The sequence below is a fragment of the Brenneria uluponensis genome (assembly GCF_032395385.1).
GTDB classification, from domain to species: Bacteria; Pseudomonadota; Gammaproteobacteria; order Enterobacterales; family Enterobacteriaceae; genus Prodigiosinella; species Prodigiosinella aquatilis.
This window is the reverse complement of the sequence record NZ_CP135917.1, coordinates 336,487-358,918: the sequence shown is the minus strand read 5'-3', so window position 1 is coordinate 358,918 and position 22,432 is coordinate 336,487. Positions and strand designations below refer to the sequence as shown.

The following is a 22,432-nucleotide window of genomic DNA, read 5'->3' as shown; positions in this document are numbered from 1 at the left end:
GAAACCCAGCCATCCACAGCCAGCGCGGCTTTTTCTGCCTGTTCTTTGCCGATATTGGTCGCGCCGTCGGCATGGACATCATGATCGCCCGCCAAAATAAGGGTGGCTTTGGGATACTCGTTGCGTAAGGCTTTAGCGACATTTATCAGGTTGGTTGCAGAAACCGCCGCGACAACGGCCGCCGTGGTTATCAGACTGATGGTCAGGCCGGTGGCGTACCCTTCGGTGATCACGATAGTGTCCGGCTCTTTCGGATAATGTACCGCGATGAAGGCGCCTTTCAACTGTGAACCAGGCAGCAGGCGTTTTTCTCCGTTGTCGTTGATCAACTGTGCGCCGGTAAGCTCGCCGGAAACGCGGTGCAGCGCTAACAGAAGGCTTCCCCCATCAAACGTGATACCGCTAATGCGCGTTTTTTGCTGCGCGGTCAGGCATGGGAGAGTGGTGGAGAGCCCTTTCGTTTTCAAATACACGTTTTCACCATTACTTGAATGGTTCAGCATGGTCTTGATTTTATCCACAAGAGGCGGGCGGTCAGTGGCCTTTTTCCTGGCTGGCGCTGTTGACCTGGGTAATGTCAGACTGGCCACCTGTTTTGCGGCGGCTTGCAGGTCGCAGTGTCTGACTTGTGCTATCAGGTCGAGGCCATCACCATGACCACACTGATTACAAAACCACGTCCCCCGTCCTTCTTTATCATCAAAACGAAAACGATCTTTCCCACCGCAGGCAGGACAGGAGCCATGTTTCCCACCGGAAGGCACCGAAATATCCAGCGCTGCAAGAATGGACGACCAGCAGTAGCGGGACTGAGCGGTAATATCCGAAACGAATTTACTCATCGTCAGATACCTCCGCTTCCAGTGTGTCATTTAACTGATTCAGACGCTCCCACAAGATAAACATCAACAGTTCTTTAGCGAGGGCGTTTTCCAGTTCGATGATGGCATAGGCCAGCGCCCGACAGTGATCGACGAGTTCTTCCAGCGTAAGCGGTATGGGGTCATACATGATGTACCCCCGCAGAAAAAAAGAAAGATTGCGGGTATAGAAAGGGAAGGGTCGTAGCCATAAGGCAGCCTCCGTGGTAAGCAGGGTATCACTACCACCTGAGACGCCAACCTCTATGGTGGTAGCCCAGACGGGGTTGGCGTAACCGGTTACCACGTAGCCCGGCGCTCCTTGCGGAGCCCCCGCCTGAGCCACCATTGACAGGTATGCGCAGGCATCGCCTAATAAAAGACACGTAATAAATCCGTGTCTTTTAGGCAACGTGGTAAGTGTCGGAACGCCAATTCCGGCTACGGATTTTGCCGCAGCATCAGCAGTATATCGTAAATCGCCCGCCAGAAAAAAATAACAATGCATCATTGCTGAACCTCCCCGCGCTGGCTGACGCGTGCAGCGATCCAGTCATTCACTTCGCTTTCCACCCATGCCACGGAGCGGGAACCGATTTTGACCGCCTGAGGAAATTCCCCCTGCTTCATCAGCAGGTAAATCCATGATTTTTTAAGGCTGGTTTTTTTCATCACACCCGATAAGCGAATTAACGTGATATCTGCCATGATCAATCCTCCTTCCGGGTGTAAACGCGTTCAACGTAGCGGCCCCGGCCATCACCATGGCCGAGATCCATTGACGTTAACGCTCTGGCTTCACTACGGGAAAATCCTTGTGACAGGTAATAACAGATTGCATCCTGCGCCCATGCGTAGCGCAGACTATGCGGAGAATAGTGACCGGTCAGCCCCAATCGGGTGGTCTGTGTGCGCCAGAAGTTCATGGCGGTTTTCAGGTCGGGTTTATCGATCAACCTGCCGTTACGCGCCTCAGCCACCTTTAGCGCCGCTTTCACTGCTCGTTGAATGGCTTCGCGATCGATAATCCGGGTTTCACGTGGCCTGCCGCCTTTGGTGCCAAATACCACGGTGAGCGTTTGTTGATGGAGTTCAAGCTGCTTTTCCCATGTTTTCAACGAACTGGCGCACTGCACCGTCTCCTGAGAGCGCAACCCCAGCAACCGGGCAAGCTGAAGTGCACAGGCCAGACCGGCATCGTCCTGACGGGCAGTGTTCAGCACAGACTGATAGAGCGCATCCGGGATGGCAAACTTTGTACCAGCACGGCTTGCGCCACCCAGTCCCAGTGTTTTATTCGTCAGGCGCTCAGAAGCGACGAGCTTTTCCCGTCCTCCCTGCCTGAGCACTATGCGCAGCGCTGCCATTTCGTTGTGAAGCGTGCGAACGGCAATGCATTCTGACAAGCGCTCAGCGACATAACTTTCGATATGTCTGGCTTTGAGGTACTTGATGTCACGCACCTGAATATTCAGCGCCAGCAAGTGACGGCAGAGCCTGTCCATAATACGGATGCGATCATGAACTGTTTTGTAGCTCCCACCGGCCTGTTTAGCCAGTGTGGTCATTTCACGACTTAATTTACTCATGCAACTTCTCCCTACAATTTCAACCTGCTGCTTTTCTCTGGCGCTTGGGGAAATGGCAGACACAATGGGAATTGACCTGCCTTGAACGATACCTGTGCGCCAGAGCGGGCAGCGGTTGAGGTATTGCGGGGTGTCGTTTATGCACTCTGTGCGACCGCCTGCGGTTGCAGGTTTTCCCCTCAGGCCGTTGGGCCTGCCTCGGTATCGGTTCAATCTCCTGTAAAAAAAAAGCGATCAGTTCGGCACAAACAGGTGTGTCAGATTCATGACGCAGTGGTTGAAGTTGCTTGTCTCAGGGGCTGACGTGCTCATAGGCTGCGGCGTCACTTTCATCCGTTGGCACGGAAAAAGTGACGCCGGTGCAGACGATGCAGGCAGGCGCGTAGCCGATGCCTTACGGCATAGCAGCGCGCAGCCAGCACGTTCACACGCACAGACGCAAATCATTGAGACAAATAAAGCTAAAGTTGCACGGTAGCGTGAACTTACAGAAGTAAGCGCTGTTTAAGCCGCCTATGAAGTGAAATCACCACAACGATAACGTTGCAGCTACAGGCCAGTCCCCTACGGTATGGAAGCCGCTCTCTGGCTGGGTATAGCGAGGCCCACAGCAATAGTTGGGCTTGAGGTATAGTAGTAGCCTTCATCGTCACGCTCATAGCGGCCCTGACGACATCTGCTTGCAGAAGGTAAGCAGATTTACCGCGCTTCTTCATCACGCTCTCTTCCTTTCAGGCTACGGAAGAGTACCGGTGTGGTCGCCCGAAGGCGTCAGTCTCAGACCACGCTTCATTCCTTATGACTTTAGCAGTGTGACCACCCGAAGGCGTTTCTCTCAGGTCACTCGTATCATCCTGACACTGGAAACATTGGCAGTTGTCTAAGACAACGGATTACTCGGATAAAAATACGACGGAATTTTGCAGACTTCAAGTAGTTTGAATATTCATCAAAAAGGAGTAATATAGCACTAAGTGCTATAGTTAAAGGTATGGAATGCTGGCCTGATGCGTGTATTCAAAACCAAATGGTTTACTAAGGCGGCTAAATCCCACGCTATCAAGGATAGTGAGTTATGTCAGGCCATTGAGGCGGTAACTCAGGGGAAAGCTGATGATCTCGGCGGCGGCGTTTACAAGAAACGTCTTAACCAAAACCGAGATCGCGCCATCATACTGGCGAAAGGCGAGGAACATTGGTTTTACACGTTCCTGTATGCCAAGCAGGATATGGCGAACATTGATGATCGTGAACTGGCCGGGTTCCGCGAACTGGCGAAGCAGTATGCCAACCTTGCCGATGAAAAGATTACGGCACTGATTAAGCATAAAGAACTGGTGGAGATTTGCCATGACCGCAAAAAGTAAATTCAAAAGCCCGGCATTTGAGGCCATTCACAGCGCTGCGTCTGGCTTATTCAGCGTCGACGCTATCCCACAGGAAACGATGCGAAACTTTGACAAAGCCTGCATCAATAGTGTGGATGATCTTCAACCGCTAGAAATAAAAGCACTACGTGAGAAGCTGAACGTCAGCCAACCGGTTTTTGCCCGTTACCTGAATACCAGTGTTTCAACGGTGCAAAAATGGGAAAGTGGTGTAAAACGCCCCAGCGGGTTATCGCTGAAACTGCTTACCGTGGTGCAGAAGCATGGGTTGAAGGTGCTGGTTTGATTCATTGGACTGGTTATTTTGGAATATAGATTGACGGTCTGCTATGTGCCAGGAGCGGAAGTTGGGGGGCCAGAGACTCTCTAAAAATTGATGGTTCGTTTTGCAGGAATACTTACAGGATAACCTACTTATAAAGTCAAAGCCACTCAGCCAAATATCGGATAATATAGAGTACTGAGCAGATATCTTTCTGGCGTAAGGTAAAGTAAATGACAAAACAACAATCTATTAACTCTTACAAAGCTAAAGGTTATACAGCAATTTCTAATAATTTATCGGGAATATACACAGATGTTTTAGTTAAAGGTTCGACCGTTGTTCGTATTGGAGATGATCCTGGTTATCCGCACTTCGCCAGGCTTATTGTATCTGCTAGCTCTGGCCTAAAAAATGTAGTTAAAATATTTCTTCATAGTGAGCCATTAGGAATGGTTAATAATTTAAACATTAACGGAGAGTATTCAATCACAGAAACAGAACTACTAACTGCAATGTCTCAACAAGAAAGTAGAAATTATCAAACATGGGCTTTAACAGCTTTAAATGAAATAAGACAAGGGAAAAAACCTGCAACTGATCCTTTTGGTTTAGTTAATGACATAGACATACTGTTTGTATATGCCCGAAATAACAATCTACATATCGATTTGGTTGGCCCCAAAAATGTAATGAAGCGGGGTAACGATTTTATAATACTAGATCCATTTTATTGAATGCATAAGAGGGAGGATTTCAATACAGTCTCCCACCACTTCTTACGCTTATAGGACAGATACCCATTCCTAACATCCGCTTCTAACTCACAGTGGCCCCTTCGCTCAGTTAATGCATCCGCGTCGTGCCAAAAGCGGACGTTATAAATTTCCTTTAGGGCAATCGAAAAAAGGGATACGACCTATACTTGATTTGTATTTTAGATTACGCTTGAATCAGTATAAATTTAACCCAAGATTACTAATTTCTTTTCTACGCATTCCAAAAATAACATCACCACTTCTAGAAATGAATGAAGCAATGCGTCGGTCATTGTCATCTACACCTTCCCAAAAGAAAGGGACATTATTGTTCATCAGACTTTCCGCAAAGGTTAAATGTGTTAACGCCAAGAAAATCCTAACGAAATTAGATGGCTCATTGAAATCCTGATTCAGCAAATGTAGTGTCAAATGTCTATTGAAACTACCTTCATTAACACCTCCAGTTGGTTTGTATATGACATTTTTAAAAAAAGATCTGGTTGAATTAATCACATCACACTGGGGATTTAAATGTGTGAAAAAATCTACCTCAGTTTCAATGTCATAACCTTTGCCGGGATGCCAGTCAAAATTTGGGAGCTGCCGTCTTCCCCATGTAATAATGAGTTTTCTAATTTCCTTTTCAAATCTGTCTGCACTTGTATTTGTGTTGTCACCATCACAAAATTTTACAAGTAAGTTCCTCAACCCACCTTCAAAGACAGGGAAGAGCGACATTATAGATATATGATCATATCCCAAATAAAAAGCCTCTATAGCTTCAAAAATAATTGTTTTATAGTTTTTTAGTGATTCGCTCTTTATAAAATATTTGTTGAAATAAGCAATTGCAATTTCTAATGAGAAATTTTCGAACAACCATTTATTTGAATTCTCAAATGGATTTTCACATCTTTTAATTTCATGGATTGCAGACGAAAGAGTACCTTCTCCAATATATAGGGGTAATGCTATGCCAAGTGAATTTGCATGCGACTGAATATTCGAACATCGTCCCCAGTGTCTATTTAAGTACGATATTGGCCTTTCGGTAAGCAAGAAGTTTAAATCATCAATTTTAACTGCGAAAGAAGCATAACAAAGTTCACTTTTTGAAATCACTGGTTCTACGACATGATTCCTCCTGAATTGATTTGAAATTTCATTCTCAGAGAGCTTATCTAATTTAGATAAGCGTTTCAAGGTTGGCAGGAATTTTTCTAAATCTGACATAATAATCCTACAAGTTAAGAATTAATCTTTATGAAAGATATCACATGATCTTTTGATTAATTATACTATTTAATGGTGTTTTTATCAGCACAGAACTAAGCGTAAACGTCCGCTTCACGCCCTGAGACATTCGACAAGCTTTTTATGGCCTAAGTAAAGGCGAGTGCGAGTGTCGCTCTTCCAATGCCAGCAAATATTTCGCTTCGTCGTAGCGGGTTCTAGTCTTCCAGCAGCGGTAAATGATTCTTATCCATTTAAACGCCAGAACCCGGATAGCTGAGTGATGGCCAGGTTTTCTGTCAACAACAGCAGCTGACATATGTAAGCGCCAATTTAACCCCACCTACCAATAATACCACCCTCGCGGCATAGTGCTCCTAACCACAAGGAGCACATCATGACATCTCACGAAAAACAGCAATACTGGTCTCAACTCTTTGTACAACAAGCTCAAAGTGACCTCTCCATTACCAATTTTTGTAAAGCCCACCAGATTAATATCGGCACCTATTATTACTGGAAACAAAAACTCAGCGACCACTCATCCACACTGCGGATTCACCCAGTACGCGTGCAAGAATACCGCGACTTATCGCCTCATGGGCACAGACATTGTGTTTTTTATCTGCCCAGTCCAGACCAACATGTGCAGCAAATTGATTAGTCGCAGTCATCACCAACTCCTTTTGTAAGCGCCCTTAAATCGGCATCTTTTTTTCAGTGATTAACTGCGCCACACTGCCGCTGTCTACCCTAAACACCGAGGCGCAATCATGACATCTCAACAGCGGGCCGAGCATTGGCGCGAACAGATCACCACCTGGCAAGCATCCGGTCTTTCTGGCCAGGTTTTCTGCCAGCAACAGCAGCTGACATACCACCAGTTTGTTTACTGGCGGCAAAAATATTGTACCGATAACCCGACTCAAGCGCGGGCCCCAGGGTTTGCCAAAGTCACCGCCGACATCACCCACGTCGACACCCCAACCGAGCTGACACTCTCATTGCCCAATGGCCTGGTGATCACCGGTCTTAATGACCGCAATGTTTCCCTGCTGGGCGCTATTCTCAGGCAACTCTGATGCGTAACCGTGACTTACGCCCGGCGCTGGCGATGCCACAGATTTTTCTTTATCGCGCACCCATCGATTTCCGCAAGCAGGTCAACGGGCTGGCGGCGCTGATAGAACAGGAATTGGGACACGATCCTTTTACCGGGGCGCTGTATGCTTTTACTAACCGCCAGCGCAATAAAATCAAATGTCTGATGTGGGAAGACAATGGTTTTGTCCTTTATTACAAGGCGCTGGCAGAGGAGAAGTTCAAATGGCCCAGTCTGGCCGATGACCTGTTACCCCTGACCGGGGAGCAGATTAACTGGCTGCTTGATGGTTACGATATCAGTCTACTCAATGGGCATAAAAAACTGCATTATGATGGCGTTAATTAGTCGAAACAGGAAGCATCAGGTGGCTGTTTTTGTTATAATTTAACCATGAAAACGCCCACTTTCCCGCCAGCCGAAAACCCAGACAACCGCAGTTTATCTGCGGTTGAATTGCTGGCGCAGGTCGAGGAACTTCAGCAACAGCTTCAACATCGCGAATGTTATATCGCCCTACTCGAAGAACTGCTCCGCCTCAAAAAAGCCCAACAGTTTGCCGCCAGCAGTGAGCGGCATACTGACCAGATTGCCTTGTTCGATGAAGCCGAACTGGACGTGGCAATGGAGTCCTTGTTGGCTCAACTGCCGGATGACGTATCGCCGCCCCCACCGCCGTCAGGCACCCAAAAACGCCAACGCGGTTTCTCCGATAGTCTGCTGCGTGAGCGTGTGGAGTTGTGCCTGTCCGACGAAGAAAAAGCCGGTGCCCGCACCACCTTCTTCAGCAAGGTTAAAGAAGAGCTGGCGTTTATTCCCGCCCAGTTAAAAGTCATCGAATACTGGCAGGAAAAAGCGGTGTTTGACCGCGATGGCGAGGAGTTTATCGTGGCTGCCCGCCGCCCGGTCCATCCGCTGGGCAAATGTTTTGCCACCACCGCCTTGCTGGCGTATATCATCGTCGCCAAATATGCCGATGGGCTGCCGCTGTACCGTTTGGAAAACATGCTTGCCCGCAGTGGCCACCCGGTAAGCCGCACCAATATGGCCCACTGGATCATCCGGCTGGACAAGGTATTTACCCCGCTGCTGGCCCGGCTGCGTGACGTACAAAACAGCAGCCGTTACCTGCAAATGGATGAAACCCGCATCCAGGTACTGAAAGAAGCAGGCAAAACCGCCCAATCGGACAAATGGATGTGGGTGATACGCGGTGGCCCCCCCGATAAACCCTCAGTGCTGTTTGAGTATGATCCGAGCCACGCCGGTAGTGTTCCCGTGCGCCTGTTGGCGGGATTCACGGGTATTTTGCAAACCGATGGTTATGCCGGTTATGACGCGGTGTGCCGTGAAAACAATCTCGTGCGTATCGGCTGCTGGGATCATGCCCGGCGCAAATATATTGAAGCGGGCAAAGCGGTTCCCAGGAATGCCAAATCTGCCAAAGGCAAACCCACTAAAGCGGATGTGGCGCTGGGCTACATCAGTAAACTGTATGGGATCGAACGGAGCCTGCAGGGGCGCAGTGAAACGGACAAATACCTGGCCCGTCAGCAATATAGCCTGCCGTTGCTCAATGCATTCAAACTATGGCTGGAGCAGAATGTCGGCAAGATAATGAAGGGCTCGCTGACCCGTCAGGCCATGGACTACACGCTCAACCACTGGGCAGAATTGATAGGTTATTGCGATCATGGGCAGGTGAACATCAGCAATGCGTTGGCGGAAAATGCCATCCGCCCGTTTGCGGTCGGTCGCAAGGCATGGCTATTTGCCGACAGTTCGCAGGGCGCCAGCGCCAGTGCCGGGTGTTATTCCTTGATCGAAACGGCGAAGGCCAATCAGTTAGAGCCGACGGCGTATATCCAGTATGTGCTGGATCACATCGGCGAGGCGGATACGCAAGAAAAACTCGACGCGTTATTGCCCTGGAATGTGCGGACCTGGTCCCCTTTTTAAAAAATGTGTCGCAGTATGGATAGGGGGAGTACGTCGATTTAACGGCGCTTACCGTTTCTGCGACTGGCACCAGGTCTGGTAGCGGCAGCAGAACTGCGAGTAACTGTACGCCCGGACGGGTATCCGCTGGCAGTATTCTTCCCACAGAAGGTGGCGAGTGACGCCTTTCTTACGCAGCTCCATATGGATTTCAGCCCAGTCAGGATCTTCCAGCGCGCCGGGACGACTGTCAGACTCCGGATACAGCATGCTGGCAAGCTGGGGCTCTGACATCCCCTCTGGTAGCGGCCAGGTGATCCCAGAGGCCTCAAGGCGTTTGAGCATTTTCTGGATGGCACCCGTGCTGACATCGGCGCACTGGCTTATCTGACGGAAGGACAGGCCGACCTCAAAACGCAGCCTTAAAATTTCATGGATTTTACGCATTGCGATCCTCTTGTTTGGCATACATCTCTCCCAGGAATGAAAGGGAGAGGTATAACAGGAAAAATCAATGCGTTAAGAATGATTCTGGCGACGTGAACAGCAATTCCGGTCAGGTGAACACCGATTCTGGCAAAATGAACAGTGATTCTGGTCATGGTGCAAAATCGTGGTATTTTCCGCCGGAATACGCGTTCACGCAAAACCAGAAACAGCGTTCACGTTCCGCCAGAATGAGTGTTCACGAGCGGCCAGAATATGCAAGGGGGAAGTCCCCCTCTGGCAGGATAGTTGACACCCCAAACTGAAAATCTCTATGGGGGCAACGGAGCCTGTTATGAAACGTTATTCACCAGAGCGTAAGGCCGCTGTATTGGCTAAATTACTTCCTCCTTACAACATGACCGTCACCGCACTTGCACAACAGGAAGGGATATCGGAAGCTACCCTTTATAATTGGCGGGTCCAAGCCAAATTGGAGGGAAAACCGGTGCCCGGAGCCAACAAAACCACAGACCTTTGGTCGACAGAAGCCCGTTTTGCCGCCATCGTTGAAACCGCCACACTCAGTGAAACCGAACTGAGCGAATACTGCCGTCGCAAAGGGCTTTATCCTGAACAAATAGCGCAGTGGAAACAGGATTTTCTCCAGACGCCACAAGTCGATACCCGGCAGTCGCAAAAACAGGCCGAAAAGAAAATCAAAGGGCTGGAGCGTGAATTGGCGCGCAAAGAAAAGGCCCTGGCGGAGGCGGCAGCCCTGCTGGTCCTGAGAAAAAAGCTGAATCAGTATTACGGCGAGGAGGACGAGGACGACTGACCCCCGCTCACGAACGCGTGCAACTGATCCGATGGATACGTGAAGCCATGAGAGCCGGCGCACGTCTGCTCCCCGCTTGTCGGGAAGTAGGGTTAAGCCTGAGCACCTGGCGGCGCTGGAATAACCAGGCTGAAGACCGTCGTCCCACGGCAGAGCGTCCGGTACCGGCCAATAAACTGACCGTTGAAGAAGAACATCAGATAGTCACGGTATGTAATGAGCCGGAATATGCCAGCCTGCCACCGGCGCAGATCGTGCCACGGCTGGCGGACAAGGGCCTCTATCTGGCCAGTGAATCGACGTTTTACCGGGTACTGCGGCGGCAGGGTCAAGTACATCACCGTGGCCGTAGCCGCGCACCGCTGAAGGTGAATAAACCGACCAGCTATCAGGCTGTTGGGCCATGCCAAGTGTGGACGTGGGACGTCACCTGGCTGGCCTCCAGGGTTCGCGGCCGCTATTTTTATCTGTATCTGATAGAAGATATTTTTAGCCGTAAAATCGTCGGTTACGAGGTCCACGAAGAGGAAAGCGGCGAGCGAGCGGCCGCGCTGCTGCACCGCACCGTGTTACGTGAACGGTGTTACCGCCATCCGTTAGTGTTACATGCCGACAATGGTGCGCCGATGAAATCCCAGACGCTGAAAGCGAAACTGGAAGAACTGAGCATCACGGGTTCGCACAGCCGACCACGAGTCAGCAACGATAATCCGTATGTGGAGTCGCTGTTCAGAACGCTAAAATATGTTCCGTCGTGGCCGTCATCAGGCTTCCTGGATCTGGCGGAAGCCCGGAGTTGGGTGGAGGGCTTTAGCCAGTGGTATAACAAGGAGCATCGGCATAGCGCGATCGGTTATGTCACACCAGAACAACGGCATCAGGGAGAAGATATAAGCCTGCTGGCAAAACGAAAAGCCTTGTATGACATGGCTAAAAAAGCCCGACCGGAACGGTGGTCAGCCTCATGCCGTCAGTGGCAGCGGGTAGATGTAGTAATGTTGAATCCAGACAAGCCAGAAACCGGGCTAAAATCTACAGCGTAAAAACGAATAAGGGTGTCAACTTCGTTGACAGCTACCGAAGTTAAGCAATTCGATTATAGATATATCAAGAGATTTAAACATCCTTTCAATAGCGTCATTATTTCCCCCTGCAATGATATTTCTCGATGCTTTTCCATCGACATTTATAACATTGTCACGATAAACAGTTATGTTCCCAACCTCATCATTAAGTAATAGTGATAATTTATCAGCCAGCCCGCCTCCGATTTGAATCGCTGTGTTATTTTTAAATTCCTCTCGAAATGAATCTATATTCCACTGAGTTAACGAAATGTGATAAAGAGCCTCAAAAGAATTTAACCCACTTGCTGCAGAGCCTAAACAACTTATCCCACTTATGCGAGGATTGATTTCAAGGAAATAGATATCATCGCCTTTCACAATGAAATCTACACAACAGACTCCAGAATAATCTAGATAAGTTAATAGATTACATAGACGAGTCTTTATATCTTTATTAAGTTGTTCTTTGAAAAAGTAAGGGCTAGACACTCGAACCGTATCAAAATCAGAACGCACACCGCTACTACTGTTGCCAGTAAAGCATGGAGGTTGAAAGAAGTAATTGTTTGGTGTGCCTATAATTTCAACACAGCCTAGATAACCATCGATAAAAGATTCAATTAAAACATTCCGTTGAGCATTTGAACTTAAATTTTTAAATAAATCATTTTCATCCCTGATTATTTCTATTCCATGGCCCATGCAATCCCACAGAGGTTTTGATATGATAGGGAAATTTAGACGGCTTGCTAATTCAAGCTCTAATTTATTCCCAAATGACTCTTTTAGTAAATTTCCATGGGTAAATTCTCTATCTAAAACTACCCAATTTGGAGTTGGAAGAAAAAATTTTTCAAAAAGTGATTTAGTGGCTCTTTTATCTGATAATTTATAAATTGCAGTAATGGGGCCAGGGACAGCATCCACATCCTCCAGTAAGGTAACATCCTCAATGGTTCTTTCATTTGGTACTGACCAAGATATTACTCTTTCAATCACTTTTTTTGAAATTGATTCATGATCTATGTTTTCATACAGAGCACCCGTAATCAAAGGAGTAATATTTTTAGGCTGATCCTTCAAAAGAAGAAGCGAATTAGGACTTAAAGCTTTAATTTTTTCCCACGCCATCTCTAAAAATGGAGATGCTTGATTTACATCTAGGGACCGTATGAAAAGTGAAGATGATAATTTCATAAAATATCAACCTTTACTCTTTGTGATAATTCATCCATAGCTTGAAGGACGTAATCTTTACTATTAGAGATGAATATTGCCCAACCCAAACGTTCAATGTTCGTTGAGCCAGGTTTCACATTTGAGCCAAATGGTGCTGTGACCCTTGATTCAATAATTTCAGCATGCGCAAGAGAAGATGGCATCTCAATAGAATTGAATGTGCCTTCTGATTCTGGACGTATAAATTGTATGGCAGAATATCGTTTAGGGTGTGCGGGTGTAAAGTTAGCAGGAAGAATACCCACAGCTTGCTTAGCATAAATGGCCAATGGGTTTTCATCGGTCGAAAGCTCGACCAGACGGGGAATATAATCTCCTGCTGGTCTTGAGCAGCTCTCAATTACGCGAGGTTTTCCTTCATAATCTAACTTTATTTCAGTATGGCTAATCCCATTGGTAATACCTAAAGCAATTACTGCTTTGGCCGCCACATCTAGAACATCATCTCGTAAAAAATCAGGTATTGGCGCCGGGAATATGTGCCCTGTTTCGGCTCGTGCTTTGCCCGGGGTGGTAAATTTCATTGTAACTCCCCAAGGCATATATTTACCTGACAATGAAATACCTTCCACGCTAAATTCCTGCCCTGGAATATATTCTTGAATAAGGATCTCATTACTAAATGGGATGCCATGTGGGTATTCATGAGTCCACTGAGAAGCATCAATAAATGCTTGAGGTAGATCTTTTATCTCATTAATTACTGAAACACCGAAAGACGCTGCGTTCTCTGCCGGCTTAACTACTAAGGGGAACGCTAACTCTTCAAGAGGGAGTTGGTTGATATCATCTTTATTTGTTATCACTGCCTGTAAAGATGGAAGCGGACATTTTGCTTCTGCTAAGGTACGATACATGAAATATTTATTTCTTCTTGCTCTTGACAAAGTAGCGTCAGGTCCACAGAAATTTAGACCATGAGCAACCTCTGCAGCAATGTCTGTTAAAAACTCCCAAGCTACAACTACTCCTGAAACCCCTTTGTTTTTTGATTCTTCAATCAAAGTTTCAATAGCAGCCTCTCTTGCTGAAAAGTCTACAAAGATTAGATCATCAATCATATCATTGAAGCCCTGTAGCATAGAATGATATACATCTTCTGTCGTGGCTATGACTGTATGAAATCCGAGTGAACGAGTCGCTTTGAGGAGCAACTCCCCCCCCATTCCAATTGGTTCAATCACTAAAATAACTTTATTACTGTCAATAGTTGAAATGCTCATTAACTTCTCCTTTTAAGTTTCTGAAACCAATACCAAAAATCAAAATAGTTAGTATTAGAAGAACAGCCCAAGTTGAGTTTTTATTCATATCAAGAAGCCACCCAAATATGGCGGGAGATACCGTCATGCCTATAGACCAAGTCATTTGAAAAGCTGCCATATAACTCCCATTTTTTTTTCTGGGTGCTAAGTTAATACTAAGTACATTTACGGAAGGTGTTGACAGCATCTCTGCAAAACTATAGATGAGCATTGCAATTAACAATATGAAGCAAGTAGTTATTTTGTTTTCGATTGTAATGCTTGCACACCAAAAAAGAATGAATGATAAAGTATTTAGGAAATATGATAGTTTTATATTATGCACAGGGTCGTGCCCTTTAGTCCAAGATGCTACATGAGTGCTTAATAAGGCCACGATAATAGTGTTTAGGATTACTAACCCCCCAGAAAAAAAAGGTGATAGTCCAAGTTGTTCGGTAGCATAAATTACTATTACCAACGGAATGACCATTGCAGCCAAAACTAAACCAAAATTAACTATAAGTAATCGACAATAGCTAGTGTCTGAAAACACAGATTTCAAACTTTGTTTTTCTTGATCGTTTAAATCATTTGTCTCATCAAAACTTACTCTTGGTTGCCAAATTCCGAGTGCCAAACAAGACAAAAAATAAAACAAAGATGAAGATATAATTACATAGTGCAAACTTGTATCAGAATTTATTGATAAAGCTAAAGATGTAAAAATTGTTCCTAATCCAAGCCCAATATTCCTGATAGAAGCGATTAGACCGAACCATGTTTGGGTTCCTTTACAATCTGAAGCTAATGCTACAAGTCCACGATTGCTAGTCCAAAAAACATGAGAGCCGGCCTGTGTCAAAAACTGGGTAAGTATTATTGTTAAAGGGTCTCTGGCAAAAAGACACATTATAAAACCAATGCCGCTTATGAAATCACCGTAAATGGATAACTTCTTGGGACCAAGTTTATCTAGTAATTGACCAATTAAAATCGGAACCAATGATGCAAGTGCACGACCAACGGCTATAGCTAATCCAATTACGGATAGACTTAACGTCGTTGTCCTGTTGAAGTAAATCATCATAAACGCCATTATCAATCCACTTCCTGTGGCATTTAGAACTGTTGAAGCTACAAAAAGTTTGGAATGATTTATGTTGGGCACTGATACTTTTAATATATTTTTCACGCGGAGACCTTATAGAGCTATGTAGTTAAATTACTGATTGTAGTATTTCTCATAAAATTAAAGGCTTTAAGAAAATCAGGAGATATCTCATTAATTAAATTTAGGGTTTCTTGTGATTTCCACTTACGACTCAAATATTCAATAGCAGCTATGTGAAAATCAGTTTTGCCCAGATCACAAAGGTAATTAATTATAATATCCCTATCAACATTCAAATTTAATGCATTATGAATTTTTAAGAGAATTGCCGCATTTCTAAAGAAATGGTCACTGATTTTGTTTTCAATTTCGCTGGATTTATTGAACTCTCCCATTCTAGAAAAATTTTCAGCCTTAAAGACTAGAGATAAAATTTTGTCGAGCTCATCGATCCCACTAGTAACTGGAGTCGGCTTGACATTAAATTCATACATACTTTTGGGATGTGAAATTTTACTGATTTTCTCAGCTGTAGAATAATGACGGTTGTAAATATGGAATGTCCCGACGTACCATGATAATTTTCCAACTTTCCATCCCAGTGAGTTGGCAATAACCTCGTGTAATACGCTCCATTCAAAGAAATTTATGCCACTAAAACCCCAAATGGCGTCATTAGCACGCACTGTTACATGTAAGTCAAGATAACCATTTCGTTGGATAAAGTGCAGCCAATTGTTGCAGGGTACATCCTTTGTATCCTGGTAATCACTCTCTGGATCAAAAATGTTCATAACTGCGCGTTTAGTTAATGGGTCTTCCTTGAATCGATTAACAACCCCTTCTAATTGGTCAATTTTTCCCTTCCAATTCCTCAGCCTTGGTCCATAAGCCGCTCTCCAAGTCATCTTATCATCAGAGAAATCTTCAGCACGAGGAAGATAATTAGATAGGAACTCTAAGTCATTTCTTCCCGCCAGAACCCACAATGTTTCGGTAACTTGTGCAAACACATTGTTATTACGATATGGCAACACAAGAAACCTTTCAGTGGGGAAGTTTATTTTCGTTAAGGTAGATAAGATTTCAATTTGTTCTTGGTCGCGAGAACCTACTCTCGCACCATTTTTTAATATTGTGTCGAGAGTGTTGACTAAAGCATTTGTGATATTACGATTCATAGTTTGCCTCATAGCCTAATTTTGCCATTTCACTTTCGATGATGTGATTTGCGTCTTCTACATTGTTATATTCGTAATGACGACAACCTTCACTTCCTGAAATCATGGCAGAGACAACTTTATCTCCCTTCCTGAACAGCGTAATTACGGGAATTCGCCAACTTATTGCAGTTGCAATTTCATAGCCAACACCAAGACTTGGAGTGGTTACCTCTGCAACAACAACTTGAGAGTTTCGCAGCCAGTATAGATCTCTATCATGAATAAACTTATCAGTAAGAAATGATTGGCCACCGATTGATAAATTGTAATCACCTACATGTTCAGTAGTTACCTTACCGTATTCTTTCAATTTGTTGATTAACTTTGAGTAAGTCGAGACATCGTCTCTACCTGCCCTAATAGAGCCAGCAAAATAAATGACTAAGGTTTTGTCTGCAGCGATGTAACTGGTGATCGTATGTAATATTTCACTCATTGTTATTTCCCATATAATAAACTTCATCCCCATTCCAATAAATGAAATTAGAGCTATGATTAACTTCCCTCTTTGTTGATATTTCATGATGAAATAAAATATACATCATGAGGTATATTGATATGATTTTTTAATTAGTCTCCTAATCTGATATCAATTTTCTTAAATGCTTTCGCTAACTGTTCGAATTAACATTTTCGGTAAGACTAAAACGTGTACTTTCCATTGTAAATATAAGTGAATGTACTTACACTAAGGAAAAAAATTCATCAATAAGGTGATGAAATGGATAGCTTCAAAAGTATCAATGCTTTCGTCCATGCTGCTGAACTCAGCAGTTATGCGGCTGCCGCAAGGGTCTTAGGTATCTCTCCATCAGCGATCGCCAAGAGCGTAGCGAGACTTGAGGACGATCTTGGGGTTAGACTTTTTCATAGAACAACGCGCAGTATAGGATTGACTGAAGAAGGAAATATTTTTTACGAAAGATGCAAATTTATCTTAGGTGAGATTAGAGACACAAAAGCGTTGATCGCAGAGACTCGCACCTTTCCTAAAGGGAAACTTCATGTGAGTGTCCCGCAAATTTTTGGCCATACATTACTTATGCCATTACTACCTAAATTTTTAGGAAAGTACCCAGATGTTCAACTTGATATAGATTTCGAAGATCGTGTTGTAGATCTCATTGCTGAAGGGGTTGATATTGCAGTTAGAAGTGGAGAACTTGCTGACAACCGACTTGTTGGTAGAAAGTTAGGTGAACAATACTTTGTGGTCTGTGCAAGTAAAAAATACATTGAATCAAATGGCACTCCATCCACGCCCACGGAACTAATGAATCATCATTGTATTCATTTTAAGTATCCGACAAGTGGTCGTATAGCGTCATGGTCTTTCATAAAACCATACGAAGACTTAGATCTTCCAAGAGATCTAATCTTCAACAATACGCATGCAGGTTTACGTGCAGCAATAGAAGGATTAGGGATTGCACACCTCCCAGTTTATGTAGCCGAGGAAGCATTTAAAAAGAAATTACTTATTCCTCTATTAACTCAATTCATGTCACCTTTAGGATCGATGTCATTAATTTGGCCATCAAATAGGCACTTATCTCCTAAAGTTAGAGCTTTTTCCGATTTCATAAGTAACGAATTATCTTCCGGAAAATATCTTTCAAATAACATTGATATATATAAATAAGCTGTAAGCGTCCGGCGAACTCGTATTGTTAACAAAACTCTGCTGCCACATGCTTCTCTCATTCAATACAACGAATCGGAGGTGAAATATGGCAAAACGGTATTCTCACAGTGAGCGGCAACAGCATCTCGATGCCTGGCAACAGAGTGGATTAACCAAACAGCACTATTGCCAGCAACACGATTTGAACCCTGCCACCTTTTATTATTGGCTCAAACATCATCGCAATGACGCTACCGTGACCGTTCCCTCCGCCTTTATTCCAGCTCGCCGGGTTCTGCCTGAGAATAATGACGCCGACACCGTGACGCTCAACCTCCCCAACGACTGTTCGGTCAGGTGCCTTCCCGCTCAGTTGCGGGCCGTGATGCAGGCCTTGTCCCTATGCTAACGCCGCAGCATATCTGGCTGGCGCGCGAGCCCGTCGATATGCGTCGGGGGATTGATACCCTGACGCAATATATTACCGACCACCTGCACCAACCCTGGCAAGGGGAAGCCGCTTTTGTCTTCTGCAACAAGGCACGCTCGCGTATCAAAGTCCTGCGCTGGGACAAGCACGGTGTCTGGCTGTGTCTTCGTCGTCTTCATCAGGGCCACTTTATCTGGCCCAGGCAAGGTGATGTCGCCTGGCTGCTGTCACCAGAGCAGGCAGACTGGTTGATGAAAGGCATTGACTGGCAGCGGGTGGATGGCCTGGATTTAACCGGCTGGAAATAACAAAAAATAGTATTTAATACATTGATTATCAATGACAATCTAGTGCCACGCTGATAAAATGGGCGCATGAATATCGATGCCTTGCTGACCTCAAAAGACCCCGATGAACTGCGCGCTCTGGCGTTGAAATTACTCGCGGACCTCGAGCAGCAGACGCAGCGAAACCAGACACAAACGTGCTATATCCAGCAACTGGAAGAGGCGCTAAAAAATGCCCGCCAGTGGCGCTTCGGGCGTAAAAGCGAAGCCTTCCAGGGTGAACAGCGCGGACTGTTCGATGAAGATATCGAGGCTGATGCCGCCGATATTGAACAACAGTTGGCCACGTTATTACCCGAACCTGAAGCCGACAAACCCGCCGTGCCCAAACGTCGACCGCTGCCGCCGGAACTACCACGCCAGGATATTCACCTTGCACCGGCATCCGATAGCTGCCCGGACTGTGGCCATGCCCTGCGCTTTATCCGTGATGAAATCAGCGAAAGGTTGGAGTATGTGCCGGCGCGTTTTATCGTGCATCGCCATATCCGCCCGCAGTTCAGCTGTGAACACTGCGATACTGTGGTCAGTGCGCCGCTGCCGGCACAGCTGATAGAAAAAGGCCAGCCCGGCCCAGGGTTGCTGGCGCAAGTGGTCAGCGCCAAATGCCTCGATCATCTGCCGCTCTATCGCCAACAGGTTATCTATCAACGCAGCGGTGTTGATATCCCGCGCAGTACGCTGGCGGGCTGGTCCGGTACCCTAGTGGTGGACGGTTATGCTGGTTACCAGGCACTGTTCGACAGCGGCCAGGCCCTGGACGCGGGCTGTTGGGCGCACGCCCGGCGCAAGTTCTTCGAACTGTTTACCATCAATAAAAGCCCGGTGGCCAAACTGGCCCTCGACAGCATCCGTGAGTTGTACCAACTTGAGCGTAAAATCAAACAGCGTCCGGCGGATAAAAAACGCCAATGGCGACAGCGCTATGCGAAACCTAGACTGGAGGTCTTCCATCAGTGGCTGGTGTTGCAACAGCCGCAGGCCGCGCCCAACTCCGCGCTGCGCAAAGCGTTGGACTACATCCTGAAACGCTGGCCGGCCTTACTGCACTATCTGGATGACGGGCGAGTACCCATAGATAACAACCGCTGTGAAAATGTGATACGTCCGGTGGCTCTTGGGCGCAAGAATTGGATGTTTGCCGGTTCGTTGCGTGCTGGGCAACGGATGGCGGCTATCCTGAGTCTGCTGGAAACCGCCAAACTCAACGGCCACGACCCGTATATCTGGTTGCGAGATGTACTGGCCCGCTTGCCGACCTGGCCCAACAACAGGCTCAACGCGCTATTACCCTACGCCGAAAACAGCTTCAGTTAATATCCGTCAGCTTAATCAATGTAAGCGCCGAATTACCCGGTGAGGCCTTATTCAGCACAGTTATAACTTGCTCGTACCTTATTACGTTCCGAATCAGCGAGCTGGCGTTCAATCACATCAGGGCGATAACCCATTTCATTTAAGATCGTCGATACCGTGGCCTGGGAGCCATACGCAGAAAAACCAATATTGTCCTTGCCATTAAAGCCCATACGTTCGCGCACGATTTAACGCGGTTGCCGTCATGCGAATCTGAAGGTTTCGATAACCAAACTCGCCCGCATGTGTATGTCTGTAGCTCTCGCAGAGCAACTGCCTGACAAGTAAAGCCACTGAAACCGCGCCGCATTCTTCAATACGCCTGATAATGCCAAACAAATGTGCTGCTTTCACATATAAAATCAATAATCTGCCAATAGTGGGAAAGACGCTGGCAACGAAAAAACGTTCAATCTGCCGTAAATAATATGGCGATCAGTCTGGCGCTTTTTAGCGATCCACGCTCATGCAACTGTTTCAAACACGGGCGTTCACACTGTTTATTTTTAAAATGATAAGAGAGGAAATCATCATGCACTCGCCGGTAAAACCATCCAGGCAAGCCAATCGGCATCACAATATGCAACAGATGAAATAGTCACTACATATTATTAAAAAATAATTAATTATTGAAATAATATGCTTCAGTACGTAGACATCCGACCAAGAAAAGTGACGCCCATCAAATCTCTGAAAATTAATACCAAAACACATAATGAAACATTGTTTTAATTATTGAATTGTTCCTTTTTTAAGCTAAAACTGAGTGTGGTTGGTCAGCATGCTTCGGTTCTACTTACCTATTTCGTGTCGAAACAACCTACCTCAAGGGCATGTGGAACGATAAATGCCCGAAAATACCTTTGGAAAAAACAGGAACACTATTCATGAAAGCATTACTGAAACCTATAGCTGCGGGGCTATTGTTGGCATTATGCCAACCTGTCTTTGCCGCAAGTACAGCAACCGGTGGTTATGCCACCACCGCGGGCGGTAACGTTACCGGTGCAGTCAGTAAAACGGCATCATCCATGCAAGATATTATCGATATCATTGCCGACGCCCGATACGACGCCGCTGGCAAGAAAGTCAAAACTGGTGCCTATCCGCTGATCATCACTTACACCGGCAATGAAGACTCGCTGATCAATGCCGCTGCCGCCAACATTTGCGCCCAGTCAGCAAAAGATGCCCGCGGAGTGGAAATCAAGGAGTTCACCAAAGGCATCACTATCATCGGTGCCAATGGTTCTTCCGCCAACTTCGGGATCTGGATTACAAAATCCTCCGACGTAGTGGTACAGAACATGCGTATCGGTTATCTGCCAGGCGGGGCCAGTGACGGCGATATGATCCGCATTGATAGATCCCCTAATGTGTGGATTGACCACAACGAACTGTTTGCGGCCAACCATGAATGTGATGGCAGTAAAGATGGTGATACGACCTTTGAATCGGCAGTGGATATCAAAAAAGACTCAACCTACGTTACGGTGTCTTACAACTACATCCATGGTGTGAAGAAAGTGGGTCTGTCAGGATTCAGCTCGTCAGATACGGCAGAGCGCAACATCACTTATCACCACAATATCTACAACGACGTCAACTCCCGACTGCCACTACAACGTGGTGGTCTGGTGCATGCCTACAACAACCTGTATACCGATGTCACCAGTTCAGGTCTGAACGTGCGTCAAAATGGTAATGCGCTGATCGAAAGCAACTGGTTTGAAAACACGGTAAACCCGGTAACGTCCCGTTATGATGGTTCTAATTTCGGCAAGTGGGAATTGCGTAACAACAACATTACCAAACCTGCCGACTTCACTACCTACAACATTACCTGGACTGCCGATACCAAAGCTTATGTAAATGCGGACGACTGGACTACCACTGAGGCCTACCCGTCCAGTATTCCTTACAGCTACAGCCCGGTCAGTGCCCAGTGCGTGAAAAACAAACTGGCTAACTATGCCGGTGTCAGTAAGAACCTGGCAACCTTGACCAGTTCAGCCTGTAACTAAATCGTCCCCAGCCCGGAATTGATCTCATGGCGGCAGAGAACATTACACAACTGATGCTGTGAGTACGACGCTTTTATCCGGGCAGATAACGAATAGATGTGACCTGAGCGGGCGATGTCAGCTCGCTCATTTGCCAAAGAAAAAGGAATCAGCGCAGATTTTTCAGTAAAAACATCCTGACACCAACCCAGAATCATGACCATCTGTACAGATAAGACAAAAATGTAACTATTAAATTAAACTTAATTTTTACAATTAGCGTCTTGGGTATTTAAGACATCCGTCCAATAAAAGTGACGCCCATCAAATCTCTGAAAATTAACATCAAAACACATAGTAAAACATCGTTTTAATTATTGAATTGTTC

At 46.0% G+C, this 22,432-nt stretch carries 23 protein-coding genes and 5 pseudogenes; 13 read left to right on the top strand and 15 right to left on the bottom strand.

Features of this window, described 5'->3' with window-relative positions:
* Window positions 1-5 precede the first annotated feature (5 nt).
* The 4 genes and pseudogenes from RS889_RS01695 to RS889_RS01680 all read right to left on the bottom strand — a co-directional run.
* Window positions 6-842 (bottom strand): annotated as a pseudogene (locus RS889_RS01695) (primase-helicase zinc-binding domain-containing protein); the annotation flags it as partial.
* Window positions 835-1,371 carry an ash family protein gene (locus RS889_RS01690; RefSeq protein ID WP_315709119.1) on the bottom strand — a complete coding sequence of 179 codons (537 nt, stop codon included), beginning with the start codon at window positions 1,369-1,371 and terminating at the stop codon, window positions 835-837. The pseudogene RS889_RS01695 and the gene RS889_RS01690, both read right to left, overlap by 8 nt.
* Window positions 1,368-1,568 (bottom strand): helix-turn-helix transcriptional regulator, encoded by a 201-nt coding sequence (locus RS889_RS01685; protein ID WP_290180808.1) that lies wholly within the window; start codon window positions 1,566-1,568, stop codon window positions 1,368-1,370. Before RS889_RS01685 ends, RS889_RS01690 begins: the two co-directional genes overlap by 4 nt.
* A 2-nt stretch (window positions 1,569-1,570) precedes the next feature.
* A complete protein-coding gene (locus RS889_RS01680; RefSeq protein ID WP_315709118.1) occupies window positions 1,571-2,449 on the bottom strand; it encodes an integrase domain-containing protein in 879 nt (292 codons plus the stop codon).
* A gap of 1,007 nt (window positions 2,450-3,456) precedes the next feature.
* Between RS889_RS01680 and RS889_RS01675 the strand changes: the two genes are divergently transcribed.
* The 3 genes from RS889_RS01675 to RS889_RS01665 all read left to right on the top strand — a co-directional run bounded on the left by RS889_RS01675 (window position 3,457) and on the right by RS889_RS01665 (window position 4,836).
* Window positions 3,457-3,816, top strand: a complete 360-nt coding sequence (locus tag RS889_RS01675) for a type II toxin-antitoxin system RelE/ParE family toxin (RefSeq protein WP_315709117.1) — start codon at window positions 3,457-3,459, stop codon at window positions 3,814-3,816.
* Complete coding sequence (locus RS889_RS01670) at window positions 3,800-4,123, top strand: helix-turn-helix domain-containing protein (RefSeq protein ID WP_021013407.1); 324 nt, start codon at window positions 3,800-3,802, stop codon at window positions 4,121-4,123. The genes RS889_RS01675 and RS889_RS01670 overlap by 17 nt, the downstream gene beginning before the upstream one ends.
* Window positions 4,124-4,332: 209 nt before the next feature.
* Window positions 4,333-4,836, top strand: coding sequence for a hypothetical protein (locus RS889_RS01665; protein ID WP_315709116.1), 504 nt, complete (start codon window positions 4,333-4,335; stop codon window positions 4,834-4,836).
* 216 nt (window positions 4,837-5,052) lie between these two features.
* Here the strand turns inward: RS889_RS01665 and RS889_RS01660 are convergent, their stop codons facing one another.
* Both RS889_RS01660 and RS889_RS01655 read right to left on the bottom strand, forming a co-directional pair.
* Complete coding sequence (locus RS889_RS01660) at window positions 5,053-6,093, bottom strand: hypothetical protein (RefSeq protein ID WP_315709115.1); 1,041 nt, start codon at window positions 6,091-6,093, stop codon at window positions 5,053-5,055.
* A gap of 142 nt (window positions 6,094-6,235) precedes the next feature.
* Window positions 6,236-6,379: pseudogene (locus RS889_RS01655) on the bottom strand (IS110 family transposase); the annotation flags it as partial.
* A gap of 111 nt (window positions 6,380-6,490) precedes the next feature.
* On the opposite strand from RS889_RS01655, the pseudogene tnpA (RS889_RS23730) reads away from it, so the two are divergent.
* Window positions 6,491-6,613, top strand: a pseudogene (tnpA, locus tag RS889_RS23730) (IS66 family insertion sequence element accessory protein TnpA); the annotation flags it as partial.
* A gap of 10 nt (window positions 6,614-6,623) precedes the next feature.
* Here the strand turns inward: tnpA (RS889_RS23730) and RS889_RS01650 are convergent.
* Window positions 6,624-6,767: a hypothetical protein gene (locus tag RS889_RS01650; protein WP_315709114.1), complete on the bottom strand. Its 144-nt coding sequence runs from the start codon at window positions 6,765-6,767 to the stop codon at window positions 6,624-6,626.
* Window positions 6,768-6,866: 99 nt separating this feature from the next.
* Here RS889_RS01650 and tnpA (RS889_RS01645) point away from each other — a divergent pair, with 99 nt between their 5' ends.
* The 3 genes and pseudogenes from tnpA (RS889_RS01645) to tnpC (RS889_RS01635) all read left to right on the top strand — a co-directional run bounded on the left by tnpA (RS889_RS01645) (window position 6,867) and on the right by tnpC (RS889_RS01635) (window position 9,177).
* Window positions 6,867-7,175 carry an IS66 family insertion sequence element accessory protein TnpA gene (gene tnpA, locus RS889_RS01645; RefSeq protein WP_315707813.1) on the top strand — a complete coding sequence of 103 codons (309 nt, stop codon included), beginning with the start codon at window positions 6,867-6,869 and terminating at the stop codon, window positions 7,173-7,175.
* Window positions 7,175-7,543, top strand: a complete 369-nt coding sequence (gene tnpB, locus RS889_RS01640) for an IS66 family insertion sequence element accessory protein TnpB (RefSeq protein WP_290180505.1) — start codon at window positions 7,175-7,177, stop codon at window positions 7,541-7,543. Before tnpA (RS889_RS01645) ends, tnpB (RS889_RS01640) begins: the two co-directional genes overlap by 1 nt.
* A 45-nt stretch (window positions 7,544-7,588) precedes the next feature.
* Window positions 7,589-9,177: pseudogene (gene tnpC / locus RS889_RS01635) on the top strand (IS66 family transposase).
* A gap of 25 nt (window positions 9,178-9,202) precedes the next feature.
* Here the strand turns inward: tnpC (RS889_RS01635) and RS889_RS01630 are convergent.
* Window positions 9,203-9,580, bottom strand: coding sequence for a hypothetical protein (locus tag RS889_RS01630; RefSeq protein WP_315709113.1), 378 nt, complete (start codon window positions 9,578-9,580; stop codon window positions 9,203-9,205).
* Between the two features lie 334 nt (window positions 9,581-9,914).
* Between RS889_RS01630 and RS889_RS01625 the strand changes: the two genes are divergently transcribed.
* Window positions 9,915-11,440 (top strand): IS3 family transposase gene (locus RS889_RS01625; RefSeq protein ID WP_315709112.1). Its coding sequence is split into 2 segments (ribosomal slippage): window positions 9,915-10,359 and window positions 10,359-11,440, totalling 1,527 coding nucleotides; the frame shifts between segments, so codons are not numbered across the junction.
* Window positions 11,441-11,455: 15 nt separating this feature from the next.
* On the opposite strand, the gene RS889_RS01620 is transcribed toward RS889_RS01625, so the two are convergent.
* Genes RS889_RS01620 through RS889_RS01600 form a run of 5 tightly spaced genes read right to left on the bottom strand, consistent with a single transcriptional unit; the run spans window position 11,456 to window position 16,720 of the window.
* Complete coding sequence (locus tag RS889_RS01620) at window positions 11,456-12,661, bottom strand: ATP-binding protein (protein ID WP_315709111.1); 1,206 nt, start codon at window positions 12,659-12,661, stop codon at window positions 11,456-11,458.
* Entirely contained in the window at window positions 12,658-13,926 is a 1,269-nt protein-coding gene (locus tag RS889_RS01615) for an ATP-grasp domain-containing protein (RefSeq protein ID WP_315709110.1), read from the bottom strand. The genes RS889_RS01620 and RS889_RS01615 overlap by 4 nt, the downstream gene beginning before the upstream one ends.
* Window positions 13,907-15,142, bottom strand: a complete 1,236-nt coding sequence (locus RS889_RS01610; protein WP_315709109.1) for an MFS transporter — start codon at window positions 15,140-15,142, stop codon at window positions 13,907-13,909. The genes RS889_RS01615 and RS889_RS01610 overlap by 20 nt, the downstream gene beginning before the upstream one ends.
* Before the next feature lie 17 nt (window positions 15,143-15,159).
* Window positions 15,160-16,242: a thymidylate synthase gene (locus RS889_RS01605; protein WP_315709108.1), complete on the bottom strand. Its 1,083-nt coding sequence runs from the start codon at window positions 16,240-16,242 to the stop codon at window positions 15,160-15,162.
* Window positions 16,232-16,720: a nucleoside 2-deoxyribosyltransferase gene (locus RS889_RS01600; RefSeq protein WP_315709107.1), complete on the bottom strand. Its 489-nt coding sequence runs from the start codon at window positions 16,718-16,720 to the stop codon at window positions 16,232-16,234. The genes RS889_RS01605 and RS889_RS01600 overlap by 11 nt, the downstream gene beginning before the upstream one ends.
* A gap of 285 nt (window positions 16,721-17,005) precedes the next feature.
* On the opposite strand from RS889_RS01600, the gene RS889_RS01595 reads away from it, so the two are divergent.
* The 4 genes from RS889_RS01595 (at window position 17,006) to tnpC (RS889_RS01580) (ending at window position 20,002) form a co-directional block, all read left to right on the top strand.
* Entirely contained in the window at window positions 17,006-17,926 is a 921-nt protein-coding gene (locus RS889_RS01595; RefSeq protein WP_315709106.1) for a LysR family transcriptional regulator, read from the top strand.
* A gap of 88 nt (window positions 17,927-18,014) precedes the next feature.
* Window positions 18,015-18,317, top strand: coding sequence for an IS66 family insertion sequence element accessory protein TnpA (gene tnpA / locus RS889_RS01590; protein WP_315709105.1), 303 nt, complete (start codon window positions 18,015-18,017; stop codon window positions 18,315-18,317).
* The gene (gene tnpB, locus RS889_RS01585; RefSeq protein WP_101377488.1) at window positions 18,311-18,646 is read left to right on the top strand and encodes an IS66 family insertion sequence element accessory protein TnpB; all 336 of its coding nucleotides are present in this window, start codon (window positions 18,311-18,313) and stop codon (window positions 18,644-18,646) included. Before tnpA (RS889_RS01590) ends, tnpB (RS889_RS01585) begins: the two co-directional genes overlap by 7 nt.
* A gap of 66 nt (window positions 18,647-18,712) precedes the next feature.
* Window positions 18,713-20,002: an IS66 family transposase gene (gene tnpC / locus RS889_RS01580; RefSeq protein WP_315709104.1), complete on the top strand. Its 1,290-nt coding sequence runs from the start codon at window positions 18,713-18,715 to the stop codon at window positions 20,000-20,002.
* A gap of 53 nt (window positions 20,003-20,055) precedes the next feature.
* On the opposite strand, the pseudogene RS889_RS23725 reads toward tnpC (RS889_RS01580), so the two are convergent.
* Window positions 20,056-20,160, bottom strand: a pseudogene (locus RS889_RS23725) (tyrosine-type recombinase/integrase); the annotation flags it as partial.
* 43 nt (window positions 20,161-20,203) lie between these two features.
* A complete protein-coding gene (locus RS889_RS23720; RefSeq protein ID WP_425475128.1) occupies window positions 20,204-20,419 on the bottom strand; it encodes a hypothetical protein in 216 nt (71 codons plus the stop codon).
* 509 nt (window positions 20,420-20,928) lie between these two features.
* On the opposite strand from RS889_RS23720, the gene RS889_RS01570 reads away from it, so the two are divergent.
* Complete coding sequence (locus RS889_RS01570; protein ID WP_315709102.1) at window positions 20,929-22,065, top strand: polysaccharide lyase; 1,137 nt, start codon at window positions 20,929-20,931, stop codon at window positions 22,063-22,065.
* Window positions 22,066-22,432: the final 367 nt, after the last annotated feature.

Excerpts from the sequence above, each read along its gene's own strand:
- RS889_RS01630 (WP_315709113.1), bottom strand. The coding sequence starts at position 9,580 with ATGCGTAAAATCCATGAAATTTTAAGGCTGCGTTTTGAGGTCGGCCTG.
- RS889_RS01615 (WP_315709110.1), bottom strand. The coding sequence starts at position 13,926 with ATGAGCATTTCAACTATTGACAGTAATAAAGTTATTTTAGTGATTGAA.
- RS889_RS01690 (WP_315709119.1), bottom strand. The coding sequence starts at position 1,371 with ATGATGCATTGTTATTTTTTTCTGGCGGGCGATTTACGATATACTGCT.
- RS889_RS01670 (WP_021013407.1), top strand. The coding sequence starts at position 3,800 with ATGACCGCAAAAAGTAAATTCAAAAGCCCGGCATTTGAGGCCATTCAC.
- RS889_RS01595 (WP_315709106.1), top strand. The coding sequence starts at position 17,006 with ATGGATAGCTTCAAAAGTATCAATGCTTTCGTCCATGCTGCTGAACTC.
- RS889_RS01600 (WP_315709107.1), bottom strand. The coding sequence starts at position 16,720 with ATGAGTGAAATATTACATACGATCACCAGTTACATCGCTGCAGACAAA.
- RS889_RS01650 (WP_315709114.1), bottom strand. The coding sequence starts at position 6,767 with ATGACTGCGACTAATCAATTTGCTGCACATGTTGGTCTGGACTGGGCA.
- tnpB (WP_101377488.1), top strand. The coding sequence starts at position 18,311 with ATGCTAACGCCGCAGCATATCTGGCTGGCGCGCGAGCCCGTCGATATG.
- tnpA (WP_315707813.1), top strand. The coding sequence starts at position 6,867 with ATGACATCTCAACAGCGGGCCGAGCATTGGCGCGAACAGATCACCACC.
- RS889_RS01570 (WP_315709102.1), top strand. The coding sequence starts at position 20,929 with ATGAAAGCATTACTGAAACCTATAGCTGCGGGGCTATTGTTGGCATTA.
- RS889_RS01665 (WP_315709116.1), top strand. The coding sequence starts at position 4,333 with ATGACAAAACAACAATCTATTAACTCTTACAAAGCTAAAGGTTATACA.
- tnpA (WP_315709105.1), top strand. The coding sequence starts at position 18,015 with ATGGCAAAACGGTATTCTCACAGTGAGCGGCAACAGCATCTCGATGCC.
- tnpB (WP_290180505.1), top strand. The coding sequence starts at position 7,175 with ATGCGTAACCGTGACTTACGCCCGGCGCTGGCGATGCCACAGATTTTT.
- RS889_RS01620 (WP_315709111.1), bottom strand. The coding sequence starts at position 12,661 with ATGAAATTATCATCTTCACTTTTCATACGGTCCCTAGATGTAAATCAA.
- RS889_RS01660 (WP_315709115.1), bottom strand. The coding sequence starts at position 6,093 with ATGTCAGATTTAGAAAAATTCCTGCCAACCTTGAAACGCTTATCTAAA.
- RS889_RS01605 (WP_315709108.1), bottom strand. The coding sequence starts at position 16,242 with ATGAATCGTAATATCACAAATGCTTTAGTCAACACTCTCGACACAATA.
- tnpC (WP_315709104.1), top strand. The coding sequence starts at position 18,713 with ATGAATATCGATGCCTTGCTGACCTCAAAAGACCCCGATGAACTGCGC.
- RS889_RS01675 (WP_315709117.1), top strand. The coding sequence starts at position 3,457 with ATGCGTGTATTCAAAACCAAATGGTTTACTAAGGCGGCTAAATCCCAC.
- RS889_RS01680 (WP_315709118.1), bottom strand. The coding sequence starts at position 2,449 with ATGAGTAAATTAAGTCGTGAAATGACCACACTGGCTAAACAGGCCGGT.
- RS889_RS01685 (WP_290180808.1), bottom strand. The coding sequence starts at position 1,568 with ATGGCAGATATCACGTTAATTCGCTTATCGGGTGTGATGAAAAAAACC.